General features: G+C 52.7%; 26 protein-coding genes, 2 tRNA genes and 1 pseudogene. 17 read left to right on the top strand and 12 right to left on the bottom strand.

Annotated elements, in window-relative coordinates:
- Window positions 1–131: 131 nt before the first annotated feature.
- Entirely contained in the window at window positions 132–1,160 is a 1,029-nt protein-coding gene (locus tag AAC086_RS18115) for a GGDEF domain-containing protein (RefSeq protein ID WP_339780792.1), read from the bottom strand.
- A gap of 557 nt (window positions 1,161–1,717) precedes the next feature.
- Between AAC086_RS18115 and AAC086_RS18110 the strand changes: the two genes are divergently transcribed.
- Window positions 1,718–1,924 (top strand): cold-shock protein, encoded by a 207-nt coding sequence (locus AAC086_RS18110; RefSeq protein WP_073953794.1) that lies wholly within the window; start codon window positions 1,718–1,720, stop codon window positions 1,922–1,924.
- Window positions 1,925–2,035: 111 nt separating this feature from the next.
- Window positions 2,036–2,704, top strand: coding sequence for a 5-formyltetrahydrofolate cyclo-ligase (locus tag AAC086_RS18105; RefSeq protein WP_339780788.1), 669 nt, complete (start codon window positions 2,036–2,038; stop codon window positions 2,702–2,704).
- Between the two features lie 392 nt (window positions 2,705–3,096).
- Here the strand turns inward: AAC086_RS18105 and thpD are convergent, their stop codons facing one another.
- Together thpD and AAC086_RS18095 are read right to left on the bottom strand one after the other, a co-directional pair.
- Window positions 3,097–4,026, bottom strand: coding sequence for an ectoine hydroxylase (gene thpD, locus AAC086_RS18100; protein ID WP_339780787.1), 930 nt, complete (start codon window positions 4,024–4,026; stop codon window positions 3,097–3,099).
- Window positions 4,027–4,264: 238 nt separating this feature from the next.
- Window positions 4,265–4,338: transfer RNA gene (locus tag AAC086_RS18095), tRNA-Gln, on the bottom strand.
- Window positions 4,339–4,549: 211 nt separating this feature from the next.
- Between AAC086_RS18095 and AAC086_RS18090 the strand changes: the two genes are divergently transcribed.
- Entirely contained in the window at window positions 4,550–5,236 is a 687-nt protein-coding gene (locus tag AAC086_RS18090) for a metallophosphoesterase (RefSeq protein ID WP_339780786.1), read from the top strand.
- Between the two features lie 2 nt (window positions 5,237–5,238).
- Here AAC086_RS18090 and AAC086_RS18085 read toward each other — a convergent pair whose 3' ends face one another.
- Both AAC086_RS18085 and AAC086_RS18080 read right to left on the bottom strand, forming a co-directional pair.
- The gene (locus AAC086_RS18085; RefSeq protein WP_339780784.1) at window positions 5,239–5,631 is read right to left on the bottom strand and encodes a GFA family protein; all 393 of its coding nucleotides are present in this window, start codon (window positions 5,629–5,631) and stop codon (window positions 5,239–5,241) included.
- Between the two features lie 235 nt (window positions 5,632–5,866).
- Window positions 5,867–5,940 (bottom strand) — tRNA-Gln (locus tag AAC086_RS18080).
- Window positions 5,941–6,296: 356 nt separating this feature from the next.
- On the opposite strand from AAC086_RS18080, the gene AAC086_RS18075 reads away from it, so the two are divergent.
- The 6 genes from AAC086_RS18075 to AAC086_RS18050 all read left to right on the top strand — a co-directional run bounded on the left by AAC086_RS18075 (window position 6,297) and on the right by AAC086_RS18050 (window position 13,663).
- On the top strand, window positions 6,297–7,448 hold the full coding sequence (locus AAC086_RS18075) for a Ppx/GppA phosphatase family protein (RefSeq protein ID WP_339780782.1): 1,152 nt from the start codon (window positions 6,297–6,299) through the stop codon (window positions 7,446–7,448).
- A 64-nt stretch (window positions 7,449–7,512) separates the two neighbouring features.
- A complete protein-coding gene (locus AAC086_RS18070) occupies window positions 7,513–8,319 on the top strand; it encodes an RlmE family RNA methyltransferase (RefSeq protein ID WP_339780781.1) in 807 nt (268 codons plus the stop codon).
- 334 nt (window positions 8,320–8,653) lie between these two features.
- On the top strand, window positions 8,654–9,178 hold the full coding sequence (locus AAC086_RS18065; protein WP_339780780.1) for a PAS domain-containing protein: 525 nt from the start codon (window positions 8,654–8,656) through the stop codon (window positions 9,176–9,178).
- Window positions 9,153–10,472, top strand: a complete 1,320-nt coding sequence (locus AAC086_RS18060) for a methyl-accepting chemotaxis protein (protein ID WP_339780779.1) — start codon at window positions 9,153–9,155, stop codon at window positions 10,470–10,472. Before AAC086_RS18065 ends, AAC086_RS18060 begins: the two co-directional genes overlap by 26 nt.
- Window positions 10,473–10,666: 194 nt before the next feature.
- Window positions 10,667–12,133 carry an IMP dehydrogenase gene (gene guaB, locus AAC086_RS18055; protein WP_339780778.1) on the top strand — a complete coding sequence of 489 codons (1,467 nt, stop codon included), beginning with the start codon at window positions 10,667–10,669 and terminating at the stop codon, window positions 12,131–12,133.
- Between the two features lie 195 nt (window positions 12,134–12,328).
- Window positions 12,329–13,663, top strand: coding sequence for an RsmB/NOP family class I SAM-dependent RNA methyltransferase (locus tag AAC086_RS18050; protein WP_339780777.1), 1,335 nt, complete (start codon window positions 12,329–12,331; stop codon window positions 13,661–13,663).
- A gap of 206 nt (window positions 13,664–13,869) precedes the next feature.
- Here AAC086_RS18050 and AAC086_RS18045 read toward each other — a convergent pair whose 3' ends face one another.
- Window positions 13,870–14,235 carry a hypothetical protein gene (locus tag AAC086_RS18045; RefSeq protein WP_339780776.1) on the bottom strand — a complete coding sequence of 122 codons (366 nt, stop codon included), beginning with the start codon at window positions 14,233–14,235 and terminating at the stop codon, window positions 13,870–13,872.
- Between the two features lie 353 nt (window positions 14,236–14,588).
- Between AAC086_RS18045 and guaA the strand changes: the two genes are divergently transcribed.
- The 6 genes and pseudogenes from guaA to AAC086_RS18015 form a co-directional block, all read left to right on the top strand.
- Window positions 14,589–16,142 (top strand): glutamine-hydrolyzing GMP synthase, encoded by a 1,554-nt coding sequence (gene guaA, locus AAC086_RS18040; RefSeq protein ID WP_339780774.1) that lies wholly within the window; start codon window positions 14,589–14,591, stop codon window positions 16,140–16,142.
- Window positions 16,143–16,445: 303 nt separating this feature from the next.
- Window positions 16,446–17,609 (top strand): hypothetical protein, encoded by a 1,164-nt coding sequence (locus tag AAC086_RS18035; RefSeq protein WP_339780773.1) that lies wholly within the window; start codon window positions 16,446–16,448, stop codon window positions 17,607–17,609.
- Window positions 17,609–18,733, top strand: coding sequence for a hypothetical protein (locus AAC086_RS18030; RefSeq protein WP_339780771.1), 1,125 nt, complete (start codon window positions 17,609–17,611; stop codon window positions 18,731–18,733). The genes AAC086_RS18035 and AAC086_RS18030 overlap by 1 nt, the downstream gene beginning before the upstream one ends.
- A 278-nt stretch (window positions 18,734–19,011) precedes the next feature.
- On the top strand, window positions 19,012–19,203 hold the full coding sequence (locus tag AAC086_RS18025; RefSeq protein WP_339780770.1) for a hypothetical protein: 192 nt from the start codon (window positions 19,012–19,014) through the stop codon (window positions 19,201–19,203).
- Window positions 19,204–19,205: 2 nt separating this feature from the next.
- Window positions 19,206–19,484, top strand: a complete 279-nt coding sequence (locus AAC086_RS18020) for an antitoxin of toxin-antitoxin stability system (RefSeq protein ID WP_339780769.1) — start codon at window positions 19,206–19,208, stop codon at window positions 19,482–19,484.
- Between the two features lie 23 nt (window positions 19,485–19,507).
- Window positions 19,508–19,765, top strand: a pseudogene (locus AAC086_RS18015) (type II toxin-antitoxin system RelE/ParE family toxin); the annotation flags it as partial.
- Window positions 19,766–19,875: 110 nt separating this feature from the next.
- Here the strand turns inward: AAC086_RS18015 and AAC086_RS18010 are convergent.
- The 5 genes from AAC086_RS18010 to AAC086_RS17990 all read right to left on the bottom strand — a co-directional run bounded on the left by AAC086_RS18010 (window position 19,876) and on the right by AAC086_RS17990 (window position 22,655).
- Window positions 19,876–20,274 carry a VOC family protein gene (locus AAC086_RS18010; RefSeq protein WP_339780768.1) on the bottom strand — a complete coding sequence of 133 codons (399 nt, stop codon included), beginning with the start codon at window positions 20,272–20,274 and terminating at the stop codon, window positions 19,876–19,878.
- Window positions 20,275–20,526: 252 nt separating this feature from the next.
- Window positions 20,527–20,973, bottom strand: a complete 447-nt coding sequence (locus AAC086_RS18005; protein WP_339780766.1) for a GNAT family N-acetyltransferase — start codon at window positions 20,971–20,973, stop codon at window positions 20,527–20,529.
- Between the two features lie 206 nt (window positions 20,974–21,179).
- Window positions 21,180–21,629 carry a peptide-methionine (R)-S-oxide reductase MsrB gene (gene msrB, locus AAC086_RS18000; protein ID WP_339780765.1) on the bottom strand — a complete coding sequence of 150 codons (450 nt, stop codon included), beginning with the start codon at window positions 21,627–21,629 and terminating at the stop codon, window positions 21,180–21,182.
- Window positions 21,630–21,765: 136 nt separating this feature from the next.
- Entirely contained in the window at window positions 21,766–22,170 is a 405-nt protein-coding gene (locus tag AAC086_RS17995; protein WP_339780763.1) for an MAPEG family protein, read from the bottom strand.
- Window positions 22,171–22,385: 215 nt separating this feature from the next.
- Window positions 22,386–22,655 (bottom strand): hypothetical protein, encoded by a 270-nt coding sequence (locus tag AAC086_RS17990; RefSeq protein ID WP_339780762.1) that lies wholly within the window; start codon window positions 22,653–22,655, stop codon window positions 22,386–22,388.
- Between the two features lie 517 nt (window positions 22,656–23,172).
- Here AAC086_RS17990 and AAC086_RS17985 point away from each other — a divergent pair.
- On the top strand, window positions 23,173–24,432 hold the full coding sequence (locus AAC086_RS17985) for an MFS transporter (RefSeq protein WP_339780761.1): 1,260 nt from the start codon (window positions 23,173–23,175) through the stop codon (window positions 24,430–24,432).
- A gap of 130 nt (window positions 24,433–24,562) precedes the next feature.
- Here AAC086_RS17985 and AAC086_RS17980 read toward each other — a convergent pair whose 3' ends face one another.
- Window positions 24,563–24,694: a hypothetical protein gene (locus AAC086_RS17980; protein ID WP_339780759.1), complete on the bottom strand. Its 132-nt coding sequence runs from the start codon at window positions 24,692–24,694 to the stop codon at window positions 24,563–24,565.
- Window positions 24,695–24,898: 204 nt separating this feature from the next.
- Between AAC086_RS17980 and AAC086_RS17975 the strand changes: the two genes are divergently transcribed.
- Window positions 24,899–25,396, top strand: coding sequence for a metalloregulator ArsR/SmtB family transcription factor (locus tag AAC086_RS17975; RefSeq protein ID WP_339780758.1), 498 nt, complete (start codon window positions 24,899–24,901; stop codon window positions 25,394–25,396).
- The last annotated feature ends 146 nt before the right edge of the window (window positions 25,397–25,542 follow it).

Here is a 25,542-nt window from a genome sequence, read left to right as displayed (position 1 = left end):
CATTGACCAAATATGATGTTTGATAGCCAGCAGGATGATTTTTTATGCGTGCACAGGCGGGCGGCGAAATTTGATTGCCCGTTGGGCCGGTCACAGCCGCAGAAACCGATATTGGACAGCGCCTGTTAAGATCAGTCCAGTCGGATGCAGGTATTGCGGCCCGCCTGTTTGGCGCTATAGAGGGCTTCGTCGGCGCGGTCGATAAATTCCAGAATGTTCTCGCCCAGTTTAAGGCCGCTTAAGCCAATTGAAACGGTCAGCTGGCCGAAATCCTTGCCGGTCTTTTTGTTGCGAATACGCCGGGAAGATACATTCTGGCGCAGTTTTTCGGCCAGTTTTTCGGCGTTTTCGGGCGTTGTGTCGGGCAGAATGATCGAAAATTCCTCGCCGCCATAGCGGGCAACGGTGTCTGCACCCTTGGTCGAATTTACCAGGACCCGGGCGACTTCTTTTAACACGCCATCACCCGCACGGTGGCCATAATTATCGTTGAAATGCTTGAAGCGATCAATATCAATCATCAGCAATGTTAACGGGCTGCCGGTTTCCATGCTGTTGGTAACAGCTTCGCGTAAGGATGCATCAAACATTTTACGGTTGGCAATGCCGGTCAGGGTGTCGGTCAGGGCATCCCGGCGGACCAGTTCCAGTTCATTGCGAACCCGGCATACTTCCCCGTGATATTGTTCCAGCGATCCCTGAAAATCAGCGCAGCGCCGACGGGTGTTGTTGGTGGTGTCAGCCAGATCTGTGGTGATGTTGCGCACTTCATCAATTGTAAGGTCTTCTTCTTGAAACCGTGCCGCTGTGTCGCTCAGATGGGTGCAGAAATCGTCGGTTTCACGCAAGACGTCGTCGACGGCCTCTTCAACGCGCTCAACAGCGGCCTGTAAACCTGCCACCCCCGCTGTCAACTGTTTGTCGACAGCGCTGACACCGAGATATTTGTGATAAAGCCGGTAAACGGTTTCTTCGTTCAAATCCTGTGTGTTGCGCACAAGAACCCGAATGATCTGGCTTAGCTCGGAAATTTCGTCGGCAAGATAAGCATAAAAAACGTGGAACACTTGCGGCGTCGGCTGCAGGTTCAGGTCCGTAATCATGACCATGACGTTTTGGGCAATCTCACGCGGGTTGGCTATCTTCGTCGCTGCGGTCACTTGACAATTATCCGATCAGATATCCCACAAATCCAGGTTTGCTCTAAATCCCGCTGCGCTTGTTTTATGCGCAAATTTTGTCCTGTTACGGCTCAGGGCAAAAAATTGCATTGCGCAAAAAAGCAGCCAACCGCCGGACTTATAAAATGATGTCCACATCAACTTATTGCACCCTTATTGAGTCTATTGCAATTCCTCATCATCATCATGGGCAAGGGATTTGGACGTAAAGACTCATTTTTTACATACTTACGTATTGCAAATATGATCCTTGCGTGTATCGAAAATCATAGAAAGGTCTTTGACGATGGCGGAAAGGACCTGATGGCTGTTCCAAAGACGTACCGCAGGAAAAGAATCCCTAGCAGACGATTTCGTTGCGTAAAGGGCGTTTTTTGCGTTATTATTTAAACAATGCAGTGTTTCAGTGGTTGGGTTGCTTGCCTTCTGGTTGAGGTAACGTCAGTCTCAGCCAATCGTCATATTGCAGGGACTTCGCAATAATGCCCTTCTTGGGCGAAGGGCATGCATATCAAAACTTAAGGACGACTACTGATATGGCTACCGGAACGGTTAAGTGGTTCAACGCGACCAAGGGATATGGCTTCATTACCCCGGACGAAGGTGGAAAAGATGCATTTGTGCACATCACCGCGGTTCAGCGCGCTGGCCTCCAGGGTCTTGATGAAGGCCAGAAGATTCAGTTCGAGCTGATTGAAGGTCGCAACGGCCGCATGTCGGCGGAAGATCTTGCTCTCCTGTAATATTGATTTGGATTGCAGCATTGCTGACAAACCGTTAACGCGCCGGTCACCGGCGCGTTACTCGTTTCTGGGTGATTTTACCGTTTCTGTTTAACATCACGAGCCCGTCCTATGTCGCAAAAAGACCGTTTCCCTGACGATGTGTTGTCTGGCCCAGGCGTTCATTGCGTTCCGCCAGCCCCGGTGGACAGTCCGGATGATGCTGCCTTTTCCACCTGGCGTCAGCAGGCGCGTGGCGCATTGCTAAAATGTCGCACAAATATGTCCGCAGCAGAACGGGTGAAGGCCGAACACGATATTTGCCGGTTTTTGGCGGATGTTCTTGCCGCGCCCGAGATGGTGCCGGAAAAAAGCTGTGTCGGGTTTTATTGGCCGGTCCAGGGTGAAATCGATGTGCGCACCGTTATCGCCGATCATATCGCACAGGGCGGTTCGGCCTGTTTGCCGGTTGTGGTCGCCCGACATCAGCCCATGGTTTTTCACCGCTGGACGCCGCAAACTGAAATGACTGCGGGCTTTGCCGGTATTGAGGTTCCCGCTCCATCGGCCCCGGTTTTGCCCGATGTTATTTTGGCGCCATTGGTTGGGTTTGATGCCAATGGCTATCGTCTAGGCTATGGCGGCGGATTTTTTGATCGCACGCTGGCGGCGTTTGATCATCGTCCGATTGTGATCGGGGTTGGGTTCGCTTCTGCCCGGCTTGATAGCATCTTTCCCCATCAATATGATGTGCCGGTCGATATTCTGATCACTGAAAACGACGTGCATCGCTTTCGTTAAAGCACATTTCCTTTAATATGACCCATTTTGTTTGTTTTTGGCGTGTCGTTTGGCAAGGCACAGCGCGCTGCGCGATGCGGCGCATCGGGCGAGCGGTGTAACGCCGCCAAACACCGCCAAAAACAAACCCTGTGGGCCAGCACAGTCTGCCGCCTGGCCGCGTCGAAATCCTTGTCCGTAAACCCATTACGCCCGGCGGACTTCTCCTTGCCAGGCGGCAGACTGTGCTGGCAAAATGGGTCATATTAAAGGAAAAGTGCTTTAAGGCTGTGCTTTAAATTTCACGATGTTTGAACCACGTGCATAAAACAGGCGCGCCGGAATGCCGCCGCGCCTTTGGTATATGCTGTCGCACTTTTGCGCTCTGTCTTTTTCGGGGTATCTGTGGTGCCTTATTCCGCCGCCCGCAAATGGCCGGGCGGCATGGTGTTGCGCTGGCGGATGCGGATCGGGCGGATATTGTCCCGGCTTGCCAAAAAGTCCGGTCGGGGGGATTTGGCCGCAAATGGGGCGACAACCCTGTTTTTCATGCTGTTATAAACAAAAAAGGCATTGGACCGGGGGAAGGGAGTAATGTTGTTGCCCGACCCATGCAGGGTATTGCAATCAAAAATCAGGACAGATCCCGCCGGGCCGACAGGTGCGACCAATCCGTGTGTCTGGATGAGTGCGGTCAGGTTTTCCGGGTCAGGTGTGCCATATTCCTGTGCTTTTAACGAGTTTTTGTAATTGTCGTCCGGTGTTTCGCCGACACACGAAATGAATTTCCTGTGGGAGCCGGGCACAAGCATAAGCGGCCCGTTATAGGGCGTGTTTTCCGACAGGGTAATCGACATGGAAAGGGCACGCATGCGTGGCATGCCGTCTTCGGTGTGCCAGGTTTCAAAATCCGAATGCCAGTAAAATTCCTTGCCTTTAAAGGCTGGTTTGAAATTCACCCGGGATTGATGAATGTAGACGTCGTCGTCAAGAATATGTTCCGCAATGGCGGCAAGCCGGTCATCGGCCATGAGATCCAGATAGGTCTGGTTCTTTTCGTGAATGCGAAACACGCTGCGTACCGCGTTGCTTGATGCTTCCACGATCACGTCATCCTGAGTTTCGCCATCTTTGCGCAGGGTTTCTGCCTGTTCGCGCAGTGTGGCAATTTCATCGGCGCTAAAAACATTTTCGATGAACAAAAATCCGTTTTGCTCATAAAAATCTTCCTGCGCACGACTAAGAACGCCACTGCTGCCCGGTTTTGACCAGATCACAGGGTCTTTTCGCGCGGTGATTTTGGGGGTGGTGTCTTTTCGGGATCGATACATGTCGTTTCGCATCGTATGCTCCTTTGCTTTCGCACTCTCTGCATTCGTTGCAACTTCACATTGCCTGTCGCTAACGATATTGTCGGGGTGTTGTTCCCGACATTTTCATCCGCTGATATGCCAAACCCGGTTACGCGACCGTTTGGGTCCAAATGCCATTATTCATGACCATGGCGTTCAAGGGTGTGCTGTCGGCGGCTGATTTATCGAACGCGGCTAAAACGGATGTTTTCAGCCCGGTTTAAAAAGATGGCTGGGGAACGTGGATTCGAACCACGACTGACGGAGTCAGAGTCCGTAGTTCTACCGTTAAACTATTCCCCAGCAGAACTTTTGTCGCAGCGTATATCACGCTGTGCGCAGTGAGGTACCCGAGCCAGCCCGTCTTGTCAATACGGTAGCGGGAAAACCGGCCTCTTTATCTGTATTGTTGAATTTGCGCCTTGGGGTTTTGTCGCGCAGTGGTATGACTGTGCTGTTATAAAAGCATCATATCGCTTGCTGATTGAAATTTGCCTCAATATACGAGAACCTGATGCCTGTGCTGTTTTATGGTGATCCGCACCAGAATTTTGATCCGCTGTTTGACGCTGTTGCCCTGCATCAGCCAGAACATGTGGTGATTGTCGGGGATCTGGATTTGCAGCGCCCGTTTCGCGAGGTGCTGGCAAAAGTGATCGGTCAGGGGGTGCAATGCTGGTGGATTCCCGGTAATCATGATTGCGCCGATGCCGCCCAGTACGATTTCCTGTTTGAAGATTACCCCGAAGGCAATCTGTGCAACCGTTCGGTCGCGATGTCGTGCCGGGATGGCACGCTATTGGTTGCCGGATTAGGTGGAATTTATCGCGGCCGGGTGTGGTATCCAATTTCGGGTAAAAAACCGGTATTTAATTGCCGCGAAGATTTTCTGGCTGTGACCAGGCCGCATGTGCGTTGGCGCAAAGGGTTGCCATTACGCCAGCGCGACACAATCTTCCCCGAAGATCACACACTGTTAGCCGCCCAGAAATGCGACGTCCTTGTCAGCCATGAAGCGCCATCCTGCCATGAATATGGCACTGTCGAAATTGATCGGCTGGGACAGGAAATGGGGGTGAAGCTGTTTGTGCACGGCCATATGCACCATTCTTACCGCGGACACAGCAAATTTGGCACCCCGGTCAGAGGTCTGGACGGTGCCGAAGTTTTTGTTGTCTCGCCCCAGGATTTGACGGTCTAGGTCTATTCTTCGTGGCGACCCTTAGCGTCTCTGTTTTGTTCATATTGCTTGGCAAACGGGAGTGGTGGCAACCATGTTTCGCGGCGGATGGTCCAAAGCTCGTAAGTGGGGGTGAGTTGGTCCGGGTCATCAAGCGATCCGATATTGACTTCGATTTCATCATCGCTGCGCGAAAAAACCGACGATCCGCAATGCGGGCAGAAAAACCGCCCGGCATAATCCCGTGTCTCGCCATCGACCGTGACGGCATCCTGTGGGAAAATGGCCGATGCATGAAAAAGGGCACCATGATATTTGCGGCAGTCAAGGCAGTGGCAAAGGCCGACCCGGTATGGAAGCCCGGATGCCACCAGCCGAACCTTGCCGCACAAACAGCCCCCGGTGAAATGCGTCATCTTGGGTTCCCTGTTAAGGTCAACTGATGGGACTATTTACAATCAACAGAACGGGCTGCGCAATTATTTGCTATGGGATGCGCGCGTCGTGGCAAAAAAAAGTCCGCGCATGGTTTATGCCGGTTCATTTGTTGCGAATATTTGAAATGGAATTTGTCCGCCAGCAAAGAGGCAATCCGGGGCAAGTGGGTCCGGATTGGCGATCTTGGAAATATTGTGCGCAGGAAAAATAAGGTGGCTGGGGGACCTGGATTCGAACCAGGACTGACGGAGTCAGAGTCCGTAGTTCTACCGTTAAACTATCCCCCAGCAGAACTTTATGTCACGCGCTCTGGCGTGGAGCGGTGTTTATAAAACCGGCCTGGCTTTGGCAAGCCTTTTTTTGAAAATTTGTCGTTTTTGGATGCGAAAGCGACAAAGGCACCATATATGAAGTGTCACAAAAGGCGATAAAGCCGGATGCAGATTGCGCTGTGATTTAACCACAAAATGAATGGGGGATTGGCGTTATTTTGCTTTCGCGTTAAGCTAATGTAACCGATTCGTCGTTTTTGTGTTCAGACTGTTTCCAATTGACCATGTTGTTTCATGGTATAAGGAATGTTATCGCAGAAAATGACGGGGTTCGTGCAGGCGAATATCAACTGGCAAAGGACAATGCAACGGTGACACACAGCTTTCCTCATAACACATCCGGCGGGCCTGTTCGGCTTGATTCCGGGCATGTTGTGTCCGAGGATGTCGTGTTGAAATCGCCGGTGAGTGCCGATGCATCTTCGCAGAACCCGCGCTATCTCAGCAGCCATCCTGCCCTTTATGGTGCGGTTGATCTGGGCAGTTCCAATTGCCGCCTTTTGGTGGCGCGCCCCTGTCATAACGGCTTTAAGGTTGTTGATGCGTTTTCCCGCGTTGTGCGCCTGGGTGAAGGGGTGCGCGAAAAGGGGTATTTGTGCCACGGGGCCATGGACCGGGCCATTGAAGCCTTGCGGATTTGCGGCAAAAAATTGCGCAAGTATCCGGGGGCAAAATTACGCGCCGTTGCGACCGAAGCCTGCCGTTCGGCAGACAATCGCGATGAATTTGTCCGCCAGGTGCGCGACGAAACCGGTATTTCGCTTGATATCATTAACCCTGAAGAAGAAAGCCGCCTGGCCTTGCAGGCCTGTTCGGCCCTGTTAGACGAACGGCCCTATGCCATTGTTTTTGACATTGGCGGTGGCAGTACCGAAATTTGCTGGATCAAGGTGGCGCAAACCGGCGAAACCAAATGCGTTGAAACCTTATCCATGCCGTGCGGCGTTTTGTGCCTGACCGAACGTTATGCGGGGGTGGAAAACCGCCGGGACCGGTTTGAAGCCATGCGCAGCGAAATTCGCGAACGGCTGGAAGATTTTGCCGCACGCAATTGCTGTTCCGATATTCTTGATGATAACAAGGTGCAAATGATTGGCACGTCGGGCACCGTCACCACGTTTTGTGGCATCGCCCTGGGGCTTGAACGTTATGAGCGCCATAAAGTTGACGGGTCCGATTTGCGGTTTGATGATGCCGAACGGGTTACCGAACTTTTGTTGCGCATGGAAGCTGACAAACGCAAAGGGCACCCGTGCATTGGCAACCAGCGGGCCGAACTGATGGATGCCGGGGCCGCCATTTTTGCCGCCATTCGCGATATTTGGCCGCTGGCAACATTGAAGGTTGCGGACCGGGGCTTGCGTGAAGGCATTCTGGTCGATTTGATGCGCGCAGATGGTCATGCTATTGACCCGTGCGAAGCGCGCCGTCATACAGGGGCGAAAATACCGGCATCGGTCTGAAGGGCCTTTGATGTGATGGCTGGTTATTCCATAATTTTATGTATTTCAATTTCAGGATTTTCTTATGACCGATCAACGCAGCGGAAAAGGTGGCGGACGCCGCCGCAAGGGTTCGGCCATTGCCGCCATTGATACCGGTGCCCGCCGAGGACTTCGGACCCGGGTCAAAAGTGCCAAGGGCCGTAAAATTTCGTCAACCCGCTGGCTCGACCGGCAATTGAACGACCCCTATGTGCAGGAAGCCAGGCGTCTTGGTTTCCGGTCGCGTGCCGCGTTCAAGCTGATTGAAATTAACAACCAGTTTGATTTGCTGCGGTCGGGTATGCGCGTGGTTGACCTGGGGGCCGCCCCGGGCGGCTGGACGCAGGTGGCTGTTGACATGGTAGGGTCCAAACAGGGCCGTGGGCAGGTTGTGGGGCTGGATATTCTGGAATGGGAAGGTGTGCCAGGGGCCACCTGTTTGCAGGCCGATTTCCTGGACCCGGCCGCGCCAGCCATGATTAAACATGCCCTGCAAGGCCCGGTTGATGCCGTGATTTCAGACATGTCGCCCGAAACCACCGGTCATCGCCAGACCGACCATATTCGTATTATCGATCTGGTTGAACATGCGCTGCTGTTTGCCGAAGAAGTTTTGGCCCCGAACGGCATTTTCATTGCCAAGGTGTTTAAAGGCGGCACGGAAACCGACCTTTTGAACCGGGTTAAACAGCATTTCCGTATTTCCAAACATGCCAAGCCGCCGTCATCACGTGCCGAAAGCCCGGAAACCTATTTGATCGCCACAGGGTTCCGGGGGCAGAACAACGCCCAGGAAGAAATTGCCACGGCAGAACTGATTGAAGACCAGGATTGGTCGCCTGTGCAATAAGGGGATGCGAACAACCGGTGGCAAACGGCCATGACGTTGCCGACCCTTGTTGACGAACACGATGACAAATGCGCTGGAACAAAAGTTCCGGCGCATTTTTTGCGTAAGGTTGTTTTGGTGTTGGCAAAATTCAAAACAGGCGATCTTTTTTTGCGCTAGGTCAAACCCGCCAGCGAAAAGCAGAGCTATACAAGGCACTAGACCATCGTATGAGGTTTGGGTGAAATGTGCCCGATGCGATGGGGGTTGGTCCTGATTGTGCAGGGGTGGCCTGTAAAGCCAGACATGGGAGCGGGCCGTAAGAGCCCTGCATGTCGGAAATTGGGGGTTTCTGATGAAGCAGGAAAATTTGCGCCTGACCGGCGTCGAGCGCCATTTTGATGATGACGAAATCATCGTGAGCAAAACCGACCCCAAGGGGCGGATTACATATGCCAATGATGTCTTTTTGCGATTGTCGGGCTATAGCGAAAAGACATTGCTGGGGCAGCCTCACAGTGTCATTCGGCATCCTGAAATGCCACGATGCGTTTTCGCCCTGATGTGGGACATTATCGGCCAGGGTCGCGAGATTTTCGCCTATGTTATTAACCGGGCGCTAAATGGCGATCATTATTGGGTGCTGGCCAATGTTACACCCACATTTAACCCTGATGGGTCCATTCGCGGGTATCATTCCAACCGTCGCAAGCCCCGCCGTGACGCTGTAAATGCGGCTGCAGACCTTTACAAACTATTATGCGCCGAAGAAGCCAAACTGCAAAATCGCCGCGACGGTATGGCACGCGGCACGGCCACCCTGGTCGAGTTGCTTAAATCCCGGGGGGTGGATTATGACCAGTTCGTTTTCACTTTGTAAAATCTGCATCGGGTTGGCGATGGGGGCGGTGGTGCAACTGGGGCTGGTTGCCATTTTGCTTGCGCAGGCACATTCGGGCGCTCAGGCGTGGATAGAGCTGGCACCTGCGGTTTTGGGCGCTGGCATCTTTGTGGCTGTGTATGTGATGGTGTTGCGCCATGAAAAATTGCTGCGACGCGCCATTGACACCATCAATGCGGCGGCCAGCGGTAAAATGGATGTGCGCATTAACAACCGGGCATCGACCGGGAATTTGCGCCCCCTGATGACAGCGATTAACAATCTGCTGGATTTGACCGAAGCCTTTACCAAGGAAGCCGCCGGGGCCATGACCCATGCCGCGAGCGGGGCCTATTATCGCAAAATCCTGCCCAAAGGGTTGCAGGGTGATTTGATCGACTATGCAGCCAAGGTCAATGCCGCCCTGATGGCGATGGACGATAAAACCCGAACCTTTACCCATAGTGCCGGGGCCATTGGCGATAATATTCAGTGTGTTGTCACGTCTGTTTCGGTTGCGGCCAGTCAATTGTCGCAAAATTCCGGCGCCCTTTCGCAACGGGTTGAAAACATTGCCCGCCAGGCCCGCGACGTGGATGAAGCCGCCACGCAAAGCACGGCGTCGCTTGATGGTATTGCCGAGGCGACGGACGGCTTTATTTCGTCCATTCGCGATATTGGTGCGCAAATGACCGGGGCTGTTGGTTTGGCGGGCCATGCGGTGGATAATGCGGATCAGGCCAACCGCCATGTGAGTGATCTTGATAATATGGCAGGCCGTATTGCCAATGTGATTGAACTGATTACCGACATTGCCGAACAAACCAACCTTTTGGCGCTAAATGCAACCATCGAGGCCGCCCGTGCAGGCGAGGCGGGCAAAGGATTTTCAGTGGTGGCGACCGAGGTTAAGAATCTGGCCCGGCAAACGTCGCGTGCCGCCGAAGATGTGGCACGCGAAATTGCCGATATGCAAAATGCGACCCGTGCTGTGGTCGGATCGATGCATGGCATTCACGCCAATATTGCCGAGATTGACGAAAATGCCCGTCATGTTTCCGATACGGTCAGCCAGCAATATCAGATGATCGCTGAAATTGGCCGCCGGGTCGAGGGGGCGGTGGCCCAGATGCGCAAAATCGCCAATATCGTTGCCGATATTGTCGATGGTACCGTGCATGCTGGCGGTGAGGTTTTGCAAATCAACGGTGCGGCCGAAGATTTGCAACGCCAATCGCGTTTGCTTGATGGCGATGTGCGTCAGTTTATTGGCAAGGTGCTGACGGCGGCGTGAGGGTGCAATGCGGGTCGGAATCGACATAAAAAAAGGGGCTTTGCCAGATAGCAGCCCCATCGACCAGTATCTATCGGAAACGGCGAAACAATGCAGCAATAAAATTTCAGGGCTGTATTGTGACGCAAAACCTTGGCATGAGCGCCATAACATGTATAAGTTCCGCGCCAACTCAGATTAACGAGGTGGTGTAGATGACCCGTATCGAAGAAGCCCTGACTTTCGACGACGTCCTGATCAAGCCCGCGGCCAGTTCGGTCCTGCCAGCCCAGGTCCAGACCAACACCCGTCTTACCCGTGAAATCGAATTGCGTGTGCCCTTGCTGTCTTCGGCAATGGATACCGTAACCGAAAGCCCGATGGCCATCGTTATGGCGCAAAACGGCGGTATGGGCGTTATCCACAAGAACCTGGACATTGCCCAGCAGGCCGAAGAAGTGCGCCGGGTAAAAAAGTTTGAATCCGGTATGGTCGTTAACCCGATCACCATTCACCCGGACCAGACTTTGGCCGATGCCCTTGGCCTTATGGACTCCAATCGTATTTCCGGTATTCCGGTTGTTGAACGCGAAACCAAAAAGCTGGTCGGTATCCTGACCAACCGCGATGTGCGTTTTGCCTCTAACCGTGCCCAGCCGGTTTCCGAACTGATGACGTATGAAAACCTCATCACGGTGACGGAAAATGTTAATACCGATGAAGCCAAGAAATTGCTGCATCAACACCGCATCGAAAAATTGCTGGTGGTGGATGATGCCTATCGGTGTACCGGCCTGATTACGGTCAAGGACATCGAAAAAGCCAAACTTCACCCCAATGCCTGCAAAGATGCCAGTGGCCGGTTACGTGCCGCTGCCGCAACCGGTGTGGGCGAAGACGGGTTCCGTCGTTCGATGGCGCTGATCGAGGCCGAAGTGGATGTGCTGGTGATCGATACCGCGCATGGACACAGTGCCGGTGTGATTGCCGCGGTGGAACGGATCAAGGCCCTTGCCGGTCGCACCCAGATTATTGCCGGTAACGTTGCCACCCCCGAAGCCGTCCGCGCCCTGATCGAAGCGGGTGCCGATGCGGTGAAGGTGGGTATTGGCCCGGGATCAATTTGTACCACCCGTATTGTTGCCGGTGTTGGTGTGCCGCAGCTAACCGCCATTCTGGAATGTGCGGCCGAAGGTGTCAGGCACGATGTGCCGATCATTGCCGATGGTGGCATCAAGTTTTCGGGTGATATTGCCAAGGCCATGGCGGCCGGTGCCAGCACCTGCATGGTTGGCTCCCTTCTGGCGGGCACGGATGAAGCCCCGGGCGAAGTTATTTTGTATCAGGGCCGGTCTTACAAATCCTATCGCGGCATGGGGTCTGTCGGGGCGATGGCGCGCGGTTCTGCCGACCGTTACTTCCAGGAAGATGTCAAAGACAACCTTAAACTGGTTCCCGAAGGCATTGAAGGGCGCGTGCCCTATAAAGGCCCGGCCAGCCAGATTGTGCATCAGCTGGTGGGTGGTTTGAAAGCAGCAATGGGCTATACCGGTTCGGCAACTCTGGCTGATTTCCGCGAACGTGCAACCTTTGTGCGCATTACCAATGCGGGCCTGCGCGAAAGCCATGCTCATGATGTGACGATTACCCGCGAAGCACCCAATTATCGCCCCGGTACTTAACGCCCTGAACGACGCCTGATAGAAGTGCTGGCCTGCCTTGCGTCCGAAATGGTTGGCGTGGCCGTGCTGGCATGTTATCAGCAGCCTGAAGATGACGGCGGATGTTTTTTCCCGCCGTCATCGCCTTTTTATATCCAATGGCAGTGACGCACTAAGGTGGCGCGCAGGCCATTCAACCAGGTCTGGAATTACGTTTTGAAACCCGGTGCACGTATAGCTGCCGTTATTGAACTTTATGATAGCTGGACACATACCCGCGATGACGCGGATCGTGTTATTTCCAGTTATTTCGGCAACCGTCGTTACATTGGCGGCAGCGATCGCCGTGACATTGGCGAACGGTTTTATAACCTGATCCGTCATCAGGCGCGTCTGGGCTGGTGGCTGGCCGAATGTGGTTATGAATATCAGGATGGTCGCGCGCGCATGATCGCGCAGCTGGTTTTGCAAAATGGTCGCTCTGAAAGCGATATTTCCGATATGTTTAATGCGGAAGAGTTTTGCCCCGATGTTTTGCATCCCGCCGAACGCCACCTGATCAACAAACTTGCGGGTCAAACGATTGATCATGCCGCCCAGCCCGGTGCGGTTAAAACCGAATTGCCGAAATGGCTGTATGCCGAACTGTTAAAATTGCATCACGAAAACCTGCAAGCCGAAATGGCGGCCTATAATCAGCCTGCCAAGCTTGATTTGCGTGTGAATACCCTGCGCGGCAGTGTTGACAGTGCCATTCGCTCGCTTGAACAGGACGGCATTCATAACATTGAAAAAACGCCTTATGCCCCCAATGGTCTGCGGTTGCCGTTGGGTGTGAACATGCTGGTGACGGCAGCCTATAAAGACGGGCTGATCGAAATTCAGGATGAAGCATCGCAAATTTGTGTGCGTTTGGCCGATGCCCAGCCGGGCATGACGGTGTTGGACCTGTGCGCAGGCGGCGGGGGCAAAACACTTGGCATGGCGGCCGATATGCGCTGCCGGGGCCGTATCCTGGCCTGTGATACCCATGGGGTGCGGCTGGATAATGCGCGCAAACGTGCCAAGCGTGCCGGTGCCGGCGATTGCATTCAGTTGCGCAAAATTGCCGATGAACGTGATAGCTGGTTGCGCAGCAAATCGGGCTTTTTTGACCGTGTGTTGCTTGATGTACCCTGTTCGGGCCTTGGCACGCTGCGCCGTAACCCGGCTTTGCGCTGGCGCATTGGTCAGCGCGATATTCGCGTTTTGTCGATGCAGCAGGCCAAAATCCTTAAGGCCGGTGCGGCCCGTGTGACCAAGGGCGGGCGGCTGATTTATGCGACCTGTTCCATTCTTGGCGAAGAAAACGAACGCCTGATCGAAACCTTCATGCGTGATCGCAAAGATTTCAAACCGGTTCCGGTCAAGGAAATTTGGGCCGATGCCCCGGCGTCGGTGCCGGTTCCGGGGGGGAAGGATAAACCCTGGTTGCGTTTGTCGCCCAATATGCATGGTACGGATGGTTTCTTTGTGGCGGTGTTTGAACGCACTGCCAAGGGCAATAAATAATGGCGGGCGGGCGGTTGGTTCTGGCATCTGCCGGGGCTGATATTGCCTGCCAGTCTGTTTGCGCTGCATTTTGGCGAACACATAAAAACGCCCTGTCCCGGAAAGGGGCAGGGCGCCGTTTTTTCGGCCCTGGACGGGGCCGTGCGGGTATTTTTTATCCCGCGGTCTGCTCGGCCGGTGTTTTCACCAGCGTTTTGTTTTTATTGTTATTCTGTTTTCATCAATGTGCTGTCGTCATCGGTTTTGCCTTCCGCTGGCGGGGTCAGCGGGACAGGGGCGCTGCCCTCATCGGTGCGTGCATCGCCGCTATCGGGGCTCATGGGCGTATTGCTCATGCCGCCGGGGGCTTTGCCTGTGTCATCTGGCGCGTTTGGCATCGGCGCTTCACCGCTTTCGGCGGCAGGCGGATTATCGGTTTCGCCTTGCGGTGCCGAATTGTTGGTCAATGGCATCATGCCATCCTTGGGGGCATCGGCTTTATCCCGGGTCATGGCAATGGCAGCTGCAGCACCGGCAATCAACAGAAGGCCAGCAACGGCAAGCGCGATTTTACTGCCTTTATTGTTTGTCATAGCTCGTGGTCCCTTTTTGGTTTACGCACCGGGCGCGGTTGGTTCTGCGCGCCGTCAAATGGTAAGATAAACGCGCATTGCGCACAAAAAACGGACCAAATGTGCGAATTTGGCGATAAAATACGGCCAAATTGGCCGGTTTGCGTCGCTGATGGGGCTGCTGCCCCCCTTGGGGCATTGCGTGATCAAGCCGCCCGGGCCGTTTGCGCCTTTGTGCCTGCGGCAGGCCGTTTGATCACGCAATGTTCAAAGCGCAGCATTTTGACCGCCAGGCAGCCATTGCGCCGGGTTGCCGAAACGGCTGGTTTAGCGTATGTACGGCGCACCCCCTTGAGCGATGGAGAAACGGCCCGATGACAGATCGCGTGCTGATTATTGATTTCGGATCGCAAGTAACCCAGTTGATCGCACGTCGTGTGCGTGAAAGCGGCGTTTACTGCGAAATTCACCCTTTTAACAATATCTCGGACAGCCTGCTCGATGAGTTCGCCCCCAAGGCAATCATTCTTTCGGGTGGCCCGGCTTCCGTGCATTGGGAAAAATCTCCTGCCGCCCCGGTTCGGGTGTTTGACATGGGCATTCCGGTGCTGGGCATTTGTTATGGCCAGCAAACCATGGTCAACCAGCTGGGCGGCAAGGTTGAAACCTCGGAACATCGCGAATTTGGCCGCGCCTTTGTCGATGTGGTCGAAGATTGCGCCCTGTTTAGCGGTGTATGGGCGGTTGGCGCGCGCGAACAGGTCTGGATGAGCCACGGCGACCGGGTTGACAGCCTGCCCGAAGGTTTCCGCATTGTTGGCAAATCCGACGGCGCCCCCTGTGCCGCGATTGCCAATGACGCCAAAAAATTCTACGCCGTTCAGTTCCACCCCGAAGTCATGCATACCCCGCATGGCGCACAGCTTTTGCGCAACTTCACCCATGATGTGGCGGGGTGCAGTGGCGACTGGACGATGGATGCCTATAAAGACGACGCGATTGCCAAAATCCGCAAACAGGTGGGCGATGGCAAGGTGATTTGTGGTCTTTCTGGCGGTGTTGACAGCTCGGTTACCGCCGTTCTGATCCACGAAGCGATTGGCGACCAGCTAACCTGCGTGTTTGTCGATCATGGCTTTATGCGCTCGGGCGAGGCCGATCAGGTCGTCACCCTGTTTCGTGATCATTACAATATTCCGCTGGTCCATGTGGATGCCGCCAATACCTTTATCGACGCCATCGAAGGCGAGATAGACCCCGAAGTAAAACGCAAAACCATTGGCCGCCTGTTTATCGAAGTGTTCGAACAGGAAGCCAAAAAAATTGGCGGGGCCGATTTCCTCGCCCAGGGCACGCTCTATCCTGACGTGATCGAAAGCGTTTCGTTCACCGGCGGCCCGTCCGTCACCATCAAATCGCACCACAATGTCGGTGGTTTGCCAGAACGCATGAATATGCAACTGGTTGAACCGCTGCGCGAACTGTTCAAGGACGAAGTCCGCGATCTGGGCCGCGAACTGGGCCTGCCCGACAGCTTTGTCGGCCGCCACCCGTTCCCCGGACCGGGCCTTGCTATTCGCATCCCCGGCCAGCCGATCACGCATGAAAAACTCGACATCCTGCGCAAGGCCGATGCAATCTATCTCGAAGAAATCCGCAATGCCGGGCTGTATGACGCCATCTGGCAGGCCTTCGCCGTGCTGCTGCCGGTCCGCACCGTCGGCGTGATGGGCGATGGCCGCACCTATGACTATGCCTGCGCGCTGCGCGCGGTTACCTCCACCGACGGCATGACGGCAGACTACTTCGCTTTCCCGCCGGAAATCCTCGGCCGCATCGCCAACCGGATCATTAACGAGGTTAATGGTATTAACCGCGTCACCTACGACTACACCTCAAAACCACCGGGAACGATTGAGTGGGAGTGAGGTCTAAATATCTTTGATAATACTGAAAAGCCCGCATTTTTGCGGGCTTTTTTGTTGGGCTTGGGATGAATTTTGATGAATTTTGAATGATTTGGTGGCACTATGAGTGCTTGGAGATATTTGATTACCTCGTTTTCGAATTTGTAACACTGTTCTTGTGCAGCTAAATGGCCTAGCTGTAATTTCTGGAAACTTCGCTATCTCATATAAGGTTATTTTTCAGATGGAATATCGAAGAGAATTTTTGTGTACTGCTAAATGCTATTGGTTAGAAAAAGAAAATATAGAAAGAGAGCGTGATAAATGAGGATAATTGGAAAATCGTGGGATCATAAGTCTGGCACATCCGTTTTTTACGCGCAGATCAGACCTAAAGAATATCTCGATATTGTTGGGGAGGATTTTGGACAATTTGAGATACAGAGAAAACGAGAAAATCATAAAGCATACGGTCGACTAAAGCAGGATATCACCGATGGGGCTCTGCTGCCGCCGATTACGTTAGCGCTTAAGCCTCAATTTGTTGCAGAGGCCAGAAAAATCATTGATGACAGTGACAGGCTGTCTGCATTTCTCTCCCAAAACAACCGCTTTAATATATTAGACGGCTTGCAAAGAACATATATTTTAAAAGATATTAGTGACGAAGGGGTGGAGTTCAAAGAAAAGCAAGAACTCCTTCTCGAAATATGGCTCGAGGGTGATCTTGATAAGCTAATTTATCGCATAATTGTGTTAAATGCGGGGCAGAAGCCTATGTCTGTTCGCCATCAAGTGGAACTTCTATTCTCGTCTTTACAAAAGCCAATTGAAGACAAGGTTGGCGAAATCGAACTGGTCAAGGAGAAAGATCTTAGGCGGCGTAGGCGTGCGGGCATCTTCTCGTTTGAGGTAATTGTCTCTGGTTATCAAGCATTTGTGTCCGGATCAACGGAATTAAATAAAGATAATCTGATATCACAACAGTTGCAGGTAGACTCATCTTTGGATCAAGATGAAGAATATATTAATTTGCAATTTGATGACTTTGTAGAATATTTGAAGTTTTACAAGGAATTGGATAAGGAAGTGTTTCGGGTGTACCCGGATTTAAATCAAGAAAGAGAGGGGCAAGAGGAACGGTCTACAACAGTTGCTCAGCATTGGATGACCAATGAAAACACCTGTATTTCGTTTTTCGCTTCCATTGCACAATTTGCCCCATATGATGGGACAAGTATCTCTGAGATTAAGCGTAAGAGGATTGCTGCAGGTCTCTCGAAACTTGTAGAAAAACTTCGTGAAACAGAAGTGGGAGCAGACCCCTTAGATCTTGAGGCCTTTGAAGCAATTCGTCGTGGTAAAAATGCAAGAAAAGTGAATATTGGAACTTATACTCGGCGTCTTCTTGCTAACGGTTTCAAAGAATTTTACCGAGAAGAAGGGGAAATTCCATTGCTTAATGCTTGGAACCTGGCGGTCGACTGATGACCTACGATGAAATTCTAGATCTATTTTCGGCCCCTAATCGGCATCAGTTATTTAACACTCAAGAAGACTTGGATACGAGTCTATTAGATAAGGTTGATAACTACATAGTCATTGGGGATTGTGGTGTGTTTCCCGTTTTTGGCGTCAAGTCCTCAATTGATAGAGGCGATGTATTAATTGATGTGTCCATGTCGGATGGGTGTGATCTTGGTAGTTTAATTTTTACCAAAGGCCGAATTGTAGGAGAATTTTCGCTATTATCTCTGCAAGAGTTTTTTGCTTATTTAGTGGACGTTCCCTCTAGCGAATTCGCAAAAGAAGAATACACAATTTCAAAAGATTATTTCATTACGTCACCTAATTTAGCGGATAAATATATTAAATGCTTCTATAAGTCGGCTCCTATTTGGGGTGGTTATACACATTACGCTGCTCCAGAAATTATCGAAGCTAAAGTACGTGTTGTAACCGCGATTGAAGGCATCGTTACCCCGTCAGATTATCACGTCGAAGCTTTCTCTCGCTATATACACGCATTAAATCCTCTGGAACGATACTTGCGCCTCTATCATTGCATCGAGCTTCTGTTCGACGCAATAACGGTTCTTAGGATAAAAAAACTCTCAAATGACATACGTGAGTTGTCAGAAATATTAAGTGATCATGAAACAACAGAGATGGGTAGACTCCTTACAATTTCTAAAAAATTTATCTATAATAGCGAAGGCCTCGCCTCTTCATTTCGTGCGCTAAGTTCTCACGAAGTTATGGCTGAAAAAATATTTCAGAATCATTCAAAAAAAGGAAATCCGATTCCTCCGGATGGCGATGCAAAAAAATGGAGAAATCTGATTGATGCACTTAAAGCAGATAATTTTACCGAGGGTGAATGGAGAGCAGTAAAGTTTTTGGGAGCTAAAGATAATTACAGCCTTATGGTGGCGAAGTTGGCTTCATATTGGATTTATAGGGTTCGTTGCTCAATAGCTCATAGCCGAATTGGCGAATATATACTTGAGGATCAAGATCAACAGTTTGTTATCGATTTTGCGGAGCCTATGCTTTTGGAGTTTTGTAACCAAATTTTTACATCTCAAGAATTAAATGATCTTCTTATATGATTTTTTATAACTGTACATTTATATTTTTTAATATATTTAATTTTGTATGTTTTGTGAATTCTCAGTATACGGATTCTTGCCTGTCTCTAAATATTGAAGCGTGTTTGGATTTTTCTCCGAGTACACTTAATGAGCGGTGTTAATGTGCCTATTTCGTTTAGATAGCTTTTACGCATGATGATTATACTCTTGCGTCGTCCAATAGACGGATCGGGTGCCGGTTTCATGGGCTCGCGCATAGGTGGCTTCAATCAGGCCGCGTAATTTGGGGCGACATAATGATCCTGAAGGCCGCACACATTCTCGATGCGCCAGATATGGCTATGGAAGATGATATGGACAAGGCCGATCTGGGTGCTGTCGGCTTGCTCGATCATCATTGCGCGTTGTTGCGGCCTGTTTTGATACGTGCGTCATTGCTGCTGGTATTAATAAAGTATATACTTCGTATGTATTTTGAGGAGCGTTGATCATGTCCAAGGAAGCCGTTTTTACGATGAAACTGGAGCCGGAATTGCGCGCCGAGTTTATGGCGGAGGCGAAAGCGGCGCACAGGCCCGCGTCGCAGGTTCTGCGTGAGTTGATGCGCGATTATGTTCAGCGTCAGCAGGAGGCGCGGGAATATGAGCTGTATCTGGGCCACAAGGTTGAAGCTGGTCGTGCGTCGATGCGGGCGGGTATTGGTCGTTCTAACGATGAGATTGAAGCCGAGTTTGCTGTGCTGCGTGCAAGTGTGGCGCATAACGGGTGAGGGTTATTTAGACGCCGCAAGCGTCTCGGGATCGCGTTGATATTTGGGATTATATCGCCAATAGTAATCCACAAGCGGCGGTTCGCATGGATGCGCTTTTTAGCGATGCTGCGGCGCGGCTTGCCGATCATCCTGAACTGGGGCAGGCGGGAATAATTCCGGGAACGCGTGAGCTGATACCGCATGACAGCTATCGTCTGGTCTATGAAGTTAGCGGTGATGCTGTGTGGATATTGGCGCTGGTTCATGCGTCGCGCCAGTGGCCGTTGCTTCGTGATTGAGTATGGCGAAGCGAACAACGGTGTGTTGATGCGCCGTTGTTGAAGATGGGGCCAGTGTGGCGGTGGAGGGCCTTTCTCGAATGTGCAAACCAGATTGTTTGCGAGAGCGCCTAGCGTGCGCCAAACCGCGCAATCGCGGCTTCTGTAACAGGTTTAAACAGGGCAACAACGGTGCCTTCCGGGTCGCGGATCATGGCCGCACGGTTGCCCCAGGGCATCATTTTGGGTTCGTGGACGATGGTGACGCTGTCTTTGATTTGATCAAACAGGGCATCCACATCATCCACCATCAGTTCGATGATGGCGGTGCGATTGGCGCCGGGTTCGCAGCTGCCGGGCTGGAAGATGGCGACGGTTTCGATGCTGCCAATGGCAAGGGTTGCCGCCGGGGTGACGATTTCGGCGAATTGCGGGGCGAGCCAGTCGGCCGTCTGCCCCATCACCCTTTCGTAAAAGGCCACCATGGTTTTGATATCCCGGGCGATCAGGCGGGTTGATGCGAATTTCATGTCGGGTTTCTCGTGCTGGGCCAGCCGGGGTAAGGTCTGTAAGGGCTGGCCGGGGAATGCGGTGTTGCATCCTCTTTGTTGCGTCCCCTTTGTCGCAGATCGTTGCTGACAGCATTATGACAACAGCGTTTTTTGACATTCAGCACGGCCTGATTTTAGGGGTAATCTGTTTTTTTGGATGGGGCATTCAGGCGGCTATTTGGCCGCCTTTGCCCCTGTTGGTGTGATTGCATCAATGGGGCTGGTTTGGTGTTAGCGCTGATATTTGATAAATGGCGTTAGCGTGCCGATGCGATCATAAAGCAGGCGGGCATTATGGTTAAATTCCTGCGTCATCCAGTAAACGGACGGCGTGCCTGTTTCGTCGGCCAGGGCATAGGTGGCTTCGATCAGGGCGCGACCGATGCCAAGCCCGCGTGCGGCGGGGGCAACATAAAGATCCTGAAGGTAGCACACATCTTCAATGCGCCAGTTATGGGCATGGAAGATGATATGAACAAGGCCGATCAGGGTGCCGTCGGCTTGTTCGGCCACCAGTGCGCGCTGGTGCGGGCGGGCGGGGTCACACAGGCGGTTAAATGTGGTGATGTAAACCTCCGCCGGGACCGTTGATTGATAAAATTCCAGATATGCCTGCCACAGCATTTGCCACTGGGCTTCGTCTTGCGGGCGAATGTCGCGGATTTTGGTGTTTGTCATGGTGTGTCCCCTTGCGGCAAAGCGGTGCGTTATGTTGTTGCTGATAAAGGACGGAAGCCTTTTGCCAAAGGACCACTTTTAAAGATAAGGGCGGACCAATTTGCGGTGTTTGCATGTGGGCCTTAAATGCAAAAGCCCCGGTTTTACGCGGGGCTTTTGCGAGGGGCGCAGATATGTGCTTGAGATGTGCCGTGTTTGGGGCGGCGCTATGCCGGATCTTCCACCTGATCGAGATAGTCCCCATATCCTTCGGCTGCCATATCGTCGCGATGCACAAAGCGCAGGGAGGCGGAATTGATGCAATAGCGTAATCCGCCACGGTCTTGCGGGCCGTCGGGGAAGACGTGGCCCAGATGGCTGTCGCCATTGGCCGAGCGGATTTCGGTGCGGACCATGCCGTGCGATACATCGCGCAATTCGCTGACATGTACCGGGTCAATCGGTTTGGTGAAGCTGGGCCAGCCGCAATGGCTATCGAACTTGTCGCTGGAGGCAAAAAGCGGTTCGCCCGAAACGATATCCACATAAATGCCTGGCTCGCGGTGATCGAGATATTCGCCGGTGCCGGGGCGTTCGGTGCCGTTTTGCTGGGTGACGTGATATTGTTCTGGCGTCAGCTTGGCAATGGCATCGGGGTTTTTGCGATAGCGGGGCATTGGGGCTCCTGTGGCAATCAAATGGCAATCAAAACGGGTTTTGCCCAATATAGGTCGGGATTGCTGTTTTTGCACCGGGCGATGATGTGCAGATGATATTTCATCGCCGCCAAAGCCCCGCTGCCGGGATGTGATCCTAATTCACAAAATGCAGCAATTGCGACGCCACGCACAGGGTGGCAATAAGGCCCGCGAAATAGGCAAGGGGGCGGATGCCGCCCGCTGTAATGCCTGCGCAATAGGTGATGGCATGAACCAGACGGGCAATCAGGAATAAAACGGCACCAAAAATCGTGACGAAATTGGAAATTCCGGTGAATTTGGCGACCAGTATCACAATTGCAAAAGGCAGCAGATTTTCAAGCAGGTTGTGATGCGCGCGCAAACCCCGCAAAGCCGCCCCGCGGCGTTCGGGCAGGTTTTCGCGGTTGCCGATCAGGCTTTTCCCACCCACTTGCTGGCCGTAATGCCAGTTATAGAAAATCGGAAACAGCAGGCAAAGCAGGGCGCAAAGAACCAAAATCCATAATTCAACCGTCACAATATGTCCTTTCGGATGAAGGGATGACAGGCCTGCCGGTGGTGTTGGGTCAACAGCCTGACGTCTGATAGCTTACTATACGGGATGACGTTTTTACCCGATGACATAACGTTGCAGAAGGATCAGAGTTTATCATGCATATGAAAAATAAACTTCATACCCAAAAGCCACGCCGTTTTGATGTTGGGCAGGGGCGAAGATGACACGTTGGCAGATCAACCTGTTTTCTGGTGTGTCATGGCATCCCATGCTTTTTGCAGCCGGTCATTTGCGGCGCGAAAGCGCTGGCGTTTTTCGTCGCTAACGTTGCCCTGGCTATCCTTGATATCGTTCCAGGCGACATTCATGTCATCCCATGCCTGAACAACCGCACTGGGCAGGGCTTCGATGCCGGTTTTGTTGTCGGTGCAATAGCCGGTCAGGCCAAATTCCCAATCCTGAAAGGTGCGCTGAATTTTGGCATGTTCGGGAATGTGCCGGGTCATTTCTGGCTCCTTGCTGTGGTGTGTGGTTTCGTGTGTTGGGGCGATGACAAAACATCAATTTTGCAGGCCCCAAAAAGAAACGGCACCCCAGGGGAAGGGTGCCGAAAACTGCGTGGGGGACGCAGGAAAAAAGCAGTTTTGGACAACCGGGACTGGCTATTGATTTATCATTTTGTCCCGTGACTTCTGCGGTCGCTTTAAAGCGCTGCTATTTTTTGGGTTCTCGTGCGGTCTGTTCCATCAATGCGCGGTCCGATATCAGTGTTATTGAGCTTATGTTCTGAAAAACAAACGCATTTGGTTGCAGTTGGTTCCCGGGAAAAAACGAATTATTTAAAAAATGTTATGTGGCGCGGTTGATGATCCGTGATCGCGGACTATCTTGGTTGGGTTCACAGGGGGTGAACCTTCATTTCTTTAGCTGAAATGTGCTTTCAAAATCGCGACATCGCCGATACAAAATGCGGCTGTCATCGGTGCCTGTCGCACGTTTCCTGTTCCGAGCGGCGCCTTCCATATGCCCAGAATGCCAGCAAATGGCGGTGCGCGTGATGCGTCGCCCCAACCTGCGTCCCATCCAAAAGCGACACCGGTTTCGGGCTGGTTAATTCTGTTTCTGGCAACGGCCTGCGGGTTGATTGTTGCCAATCTGTATTATTCACAGCCACTGGTCGGGCCGATCAGTGCCGATTTGGGCCTGTCGCCGCGGGCGGCGGGGGTGATTGTGACCATGACACAGGTTGGATACGGCATTGGCCTGCTGTTGATTGTGCCGCTGGGCGATTTGTTTGAAAACCGCAAACTGGTGATTTCCGTGATCGCCCTTGGTGCTTTGGCAATGCTGGCATCGGGCTTTGCCGCAACGCCGGGACTGTTTCTTGCCGCAGCCCTGTTCATTGGGATTGGCTCGGTTTCGGTGCAAATTCTGGTGCCCTATGCCGCCCATCTGGCAAGCGACGAAAATCGGGGCCGGGTGGTTGGCAATGTCATGAGTGGCCTGATGTTTGGCATTATGTTGTCACGTCCGGTTTCAAGTTTTCTGACCGAGCTTACCAACTGGCGGGTTATTTTCTTTGTTTCAACCGGGATCATGGTTGTTTTGATGGTTGCGGTGCGGCTGGTTTTGCCGGTCAGCCGCCCGAAAACCAAGCCGCGCTATTTTGAACTGCTGGGCAGCATGGCGCGCCTGATGATCACCAGCCGGGTATTGCGCCGTCGCGCGTTATATCAGGCGTCATTATTTGCCACTTTCAGCCTGTTCTGGACCACAGTGCCGTTATTGTTGGCCGGGCCGGATTTTAACATGTCACAGGCGGGCATTGCCCTGTTTGCGCTGGCCGGGGCGGCCGGGGCCATTGCCGCCCCGATTGGCGGCCGTATGGCGGACCGGGGCTGGATGCGCCCGGCAACCGCCATTGCGATGGCATCGGTGCCCATTGCCCTGATGCTGACCCATCTCGGCACCATGGGCAGTTTGTTTTCGCTGGTTGTTCTGGTGGCCGGGGCGGTGATGCTTGATTTTGGCCTGACCTGTAACATGGTGCTGGGCCAGCGGGCGATTTTCTCGTTGGGCGCGGCCTATCGCAACCGCATTAACGGCGTTTACATGGCAACGTTTTTTGCCGCCGGGGCGGTTGGCTCGGCCGTTGGGGGCTGGGCTTATGCCCATGGCGGCTGGATGTGGGCCACGGCCATTGGCATGGTGTTTCCTGCCCTGGGCCTGCTGTATTATCTGAGCGAATATCTGCGCCCGCTTGAGATGCCAAAGGCACCGTGACGGTAACCTGCCAGGCACGCCTTATGTGTTTGAATTATAAACAATATCCCCAAACCAACAGGCTTTGCTCCTTTGATGCAATAAAAATACACCATCAAATGCCGGGACTAAACTAAACATCTGGCGAGGGTTAATCCGCCTGCGGAATACCATTGCTGCCGCAATGGCGCGATGCTTCACAGGCATTTGACAGGCTTTGTTTGATGCTGGCGCGCCAGTCAATGCCGCTACAGCCTGCCAGCATGGGTATGACGGTTATCATCACAAGCATTATGCAGGTTAATTTTGTGATGCGTTGGGGCAATTTCGGCATCCTTTGCAACAGGCGGGGTGTATGTTTTGTTATGTTTGGTACGCCAAAACTGTGGCGGTGCGTCATCCGGGATGATCACGTTATTGCGACGGCTGGAAAACGAATTTTATAACATGCCTTGTTTTGCGGCGTCATACGTGGAAAATAATGCCCATGGCAAACAGCAAAAATGCACACAGGCATATGACCGGGCAGTTACAGGACGATAATGCCGTGCGTGACGGGCGCACCGCAACAGACACACAAACACCGCAAGGCCATGGGCATAAACATGCCGATGACCCCGATGTAGCGAAACGTCTGGGGCTGAGTCCGTCGCAAGGCGAGGCTGTGTTGCGTGATGCCTCCAGCGCGATTGGTCAGGAACTTTCGCTGCCCGATATCGAAGCCGCCGCGCGCATTTTTGCCTTGCTGGGGGATGGCGGGCGGTTGCAACTGGTGTTGCGCTGTATGGAACGCCCGCAAACAGTCAGCGAACTTGCCGAGGCATCGGGCATGTCGCAATCGCTGACCAGCCATCATTTGCGCCATTTGCGCGATCAGCGCATTCTGGCATCCGAACGGCACGGGCGGCATATCTATTACACCATTGATGATGCTCATATTTCCGGTGTGGTACAGGATGTTTTTGCCCACGTTACGCACGATTAACAGGCGCTTGGCGTAGCAGAACTTCTTTCAGTCGTTTTTATTTTCCGTCTCACTTCCAGTTTGTCCCGCCTTCAATCTCACTCAACAGGAGCAGGCTGCACTTTTGTGCGCGCACGATGATATTCAAATGCAGATTTGAATATTAC

The organism is uncultured Thalassospira sp., assembly GCF_963976115.1.
In the GTDB taxonomy this organism is placed as follows: domain Bacteria; phylum Pseudomonadota; class Alphaproteobacteria; order Rhodospirillales; family Thalassospiraceae; genus Thalassospira.
The sequence above is the reverse complement of the archived record's forward strand: the minus strand, read 5'-3'. Positions and strand labels throughout refer to the sequence as shown.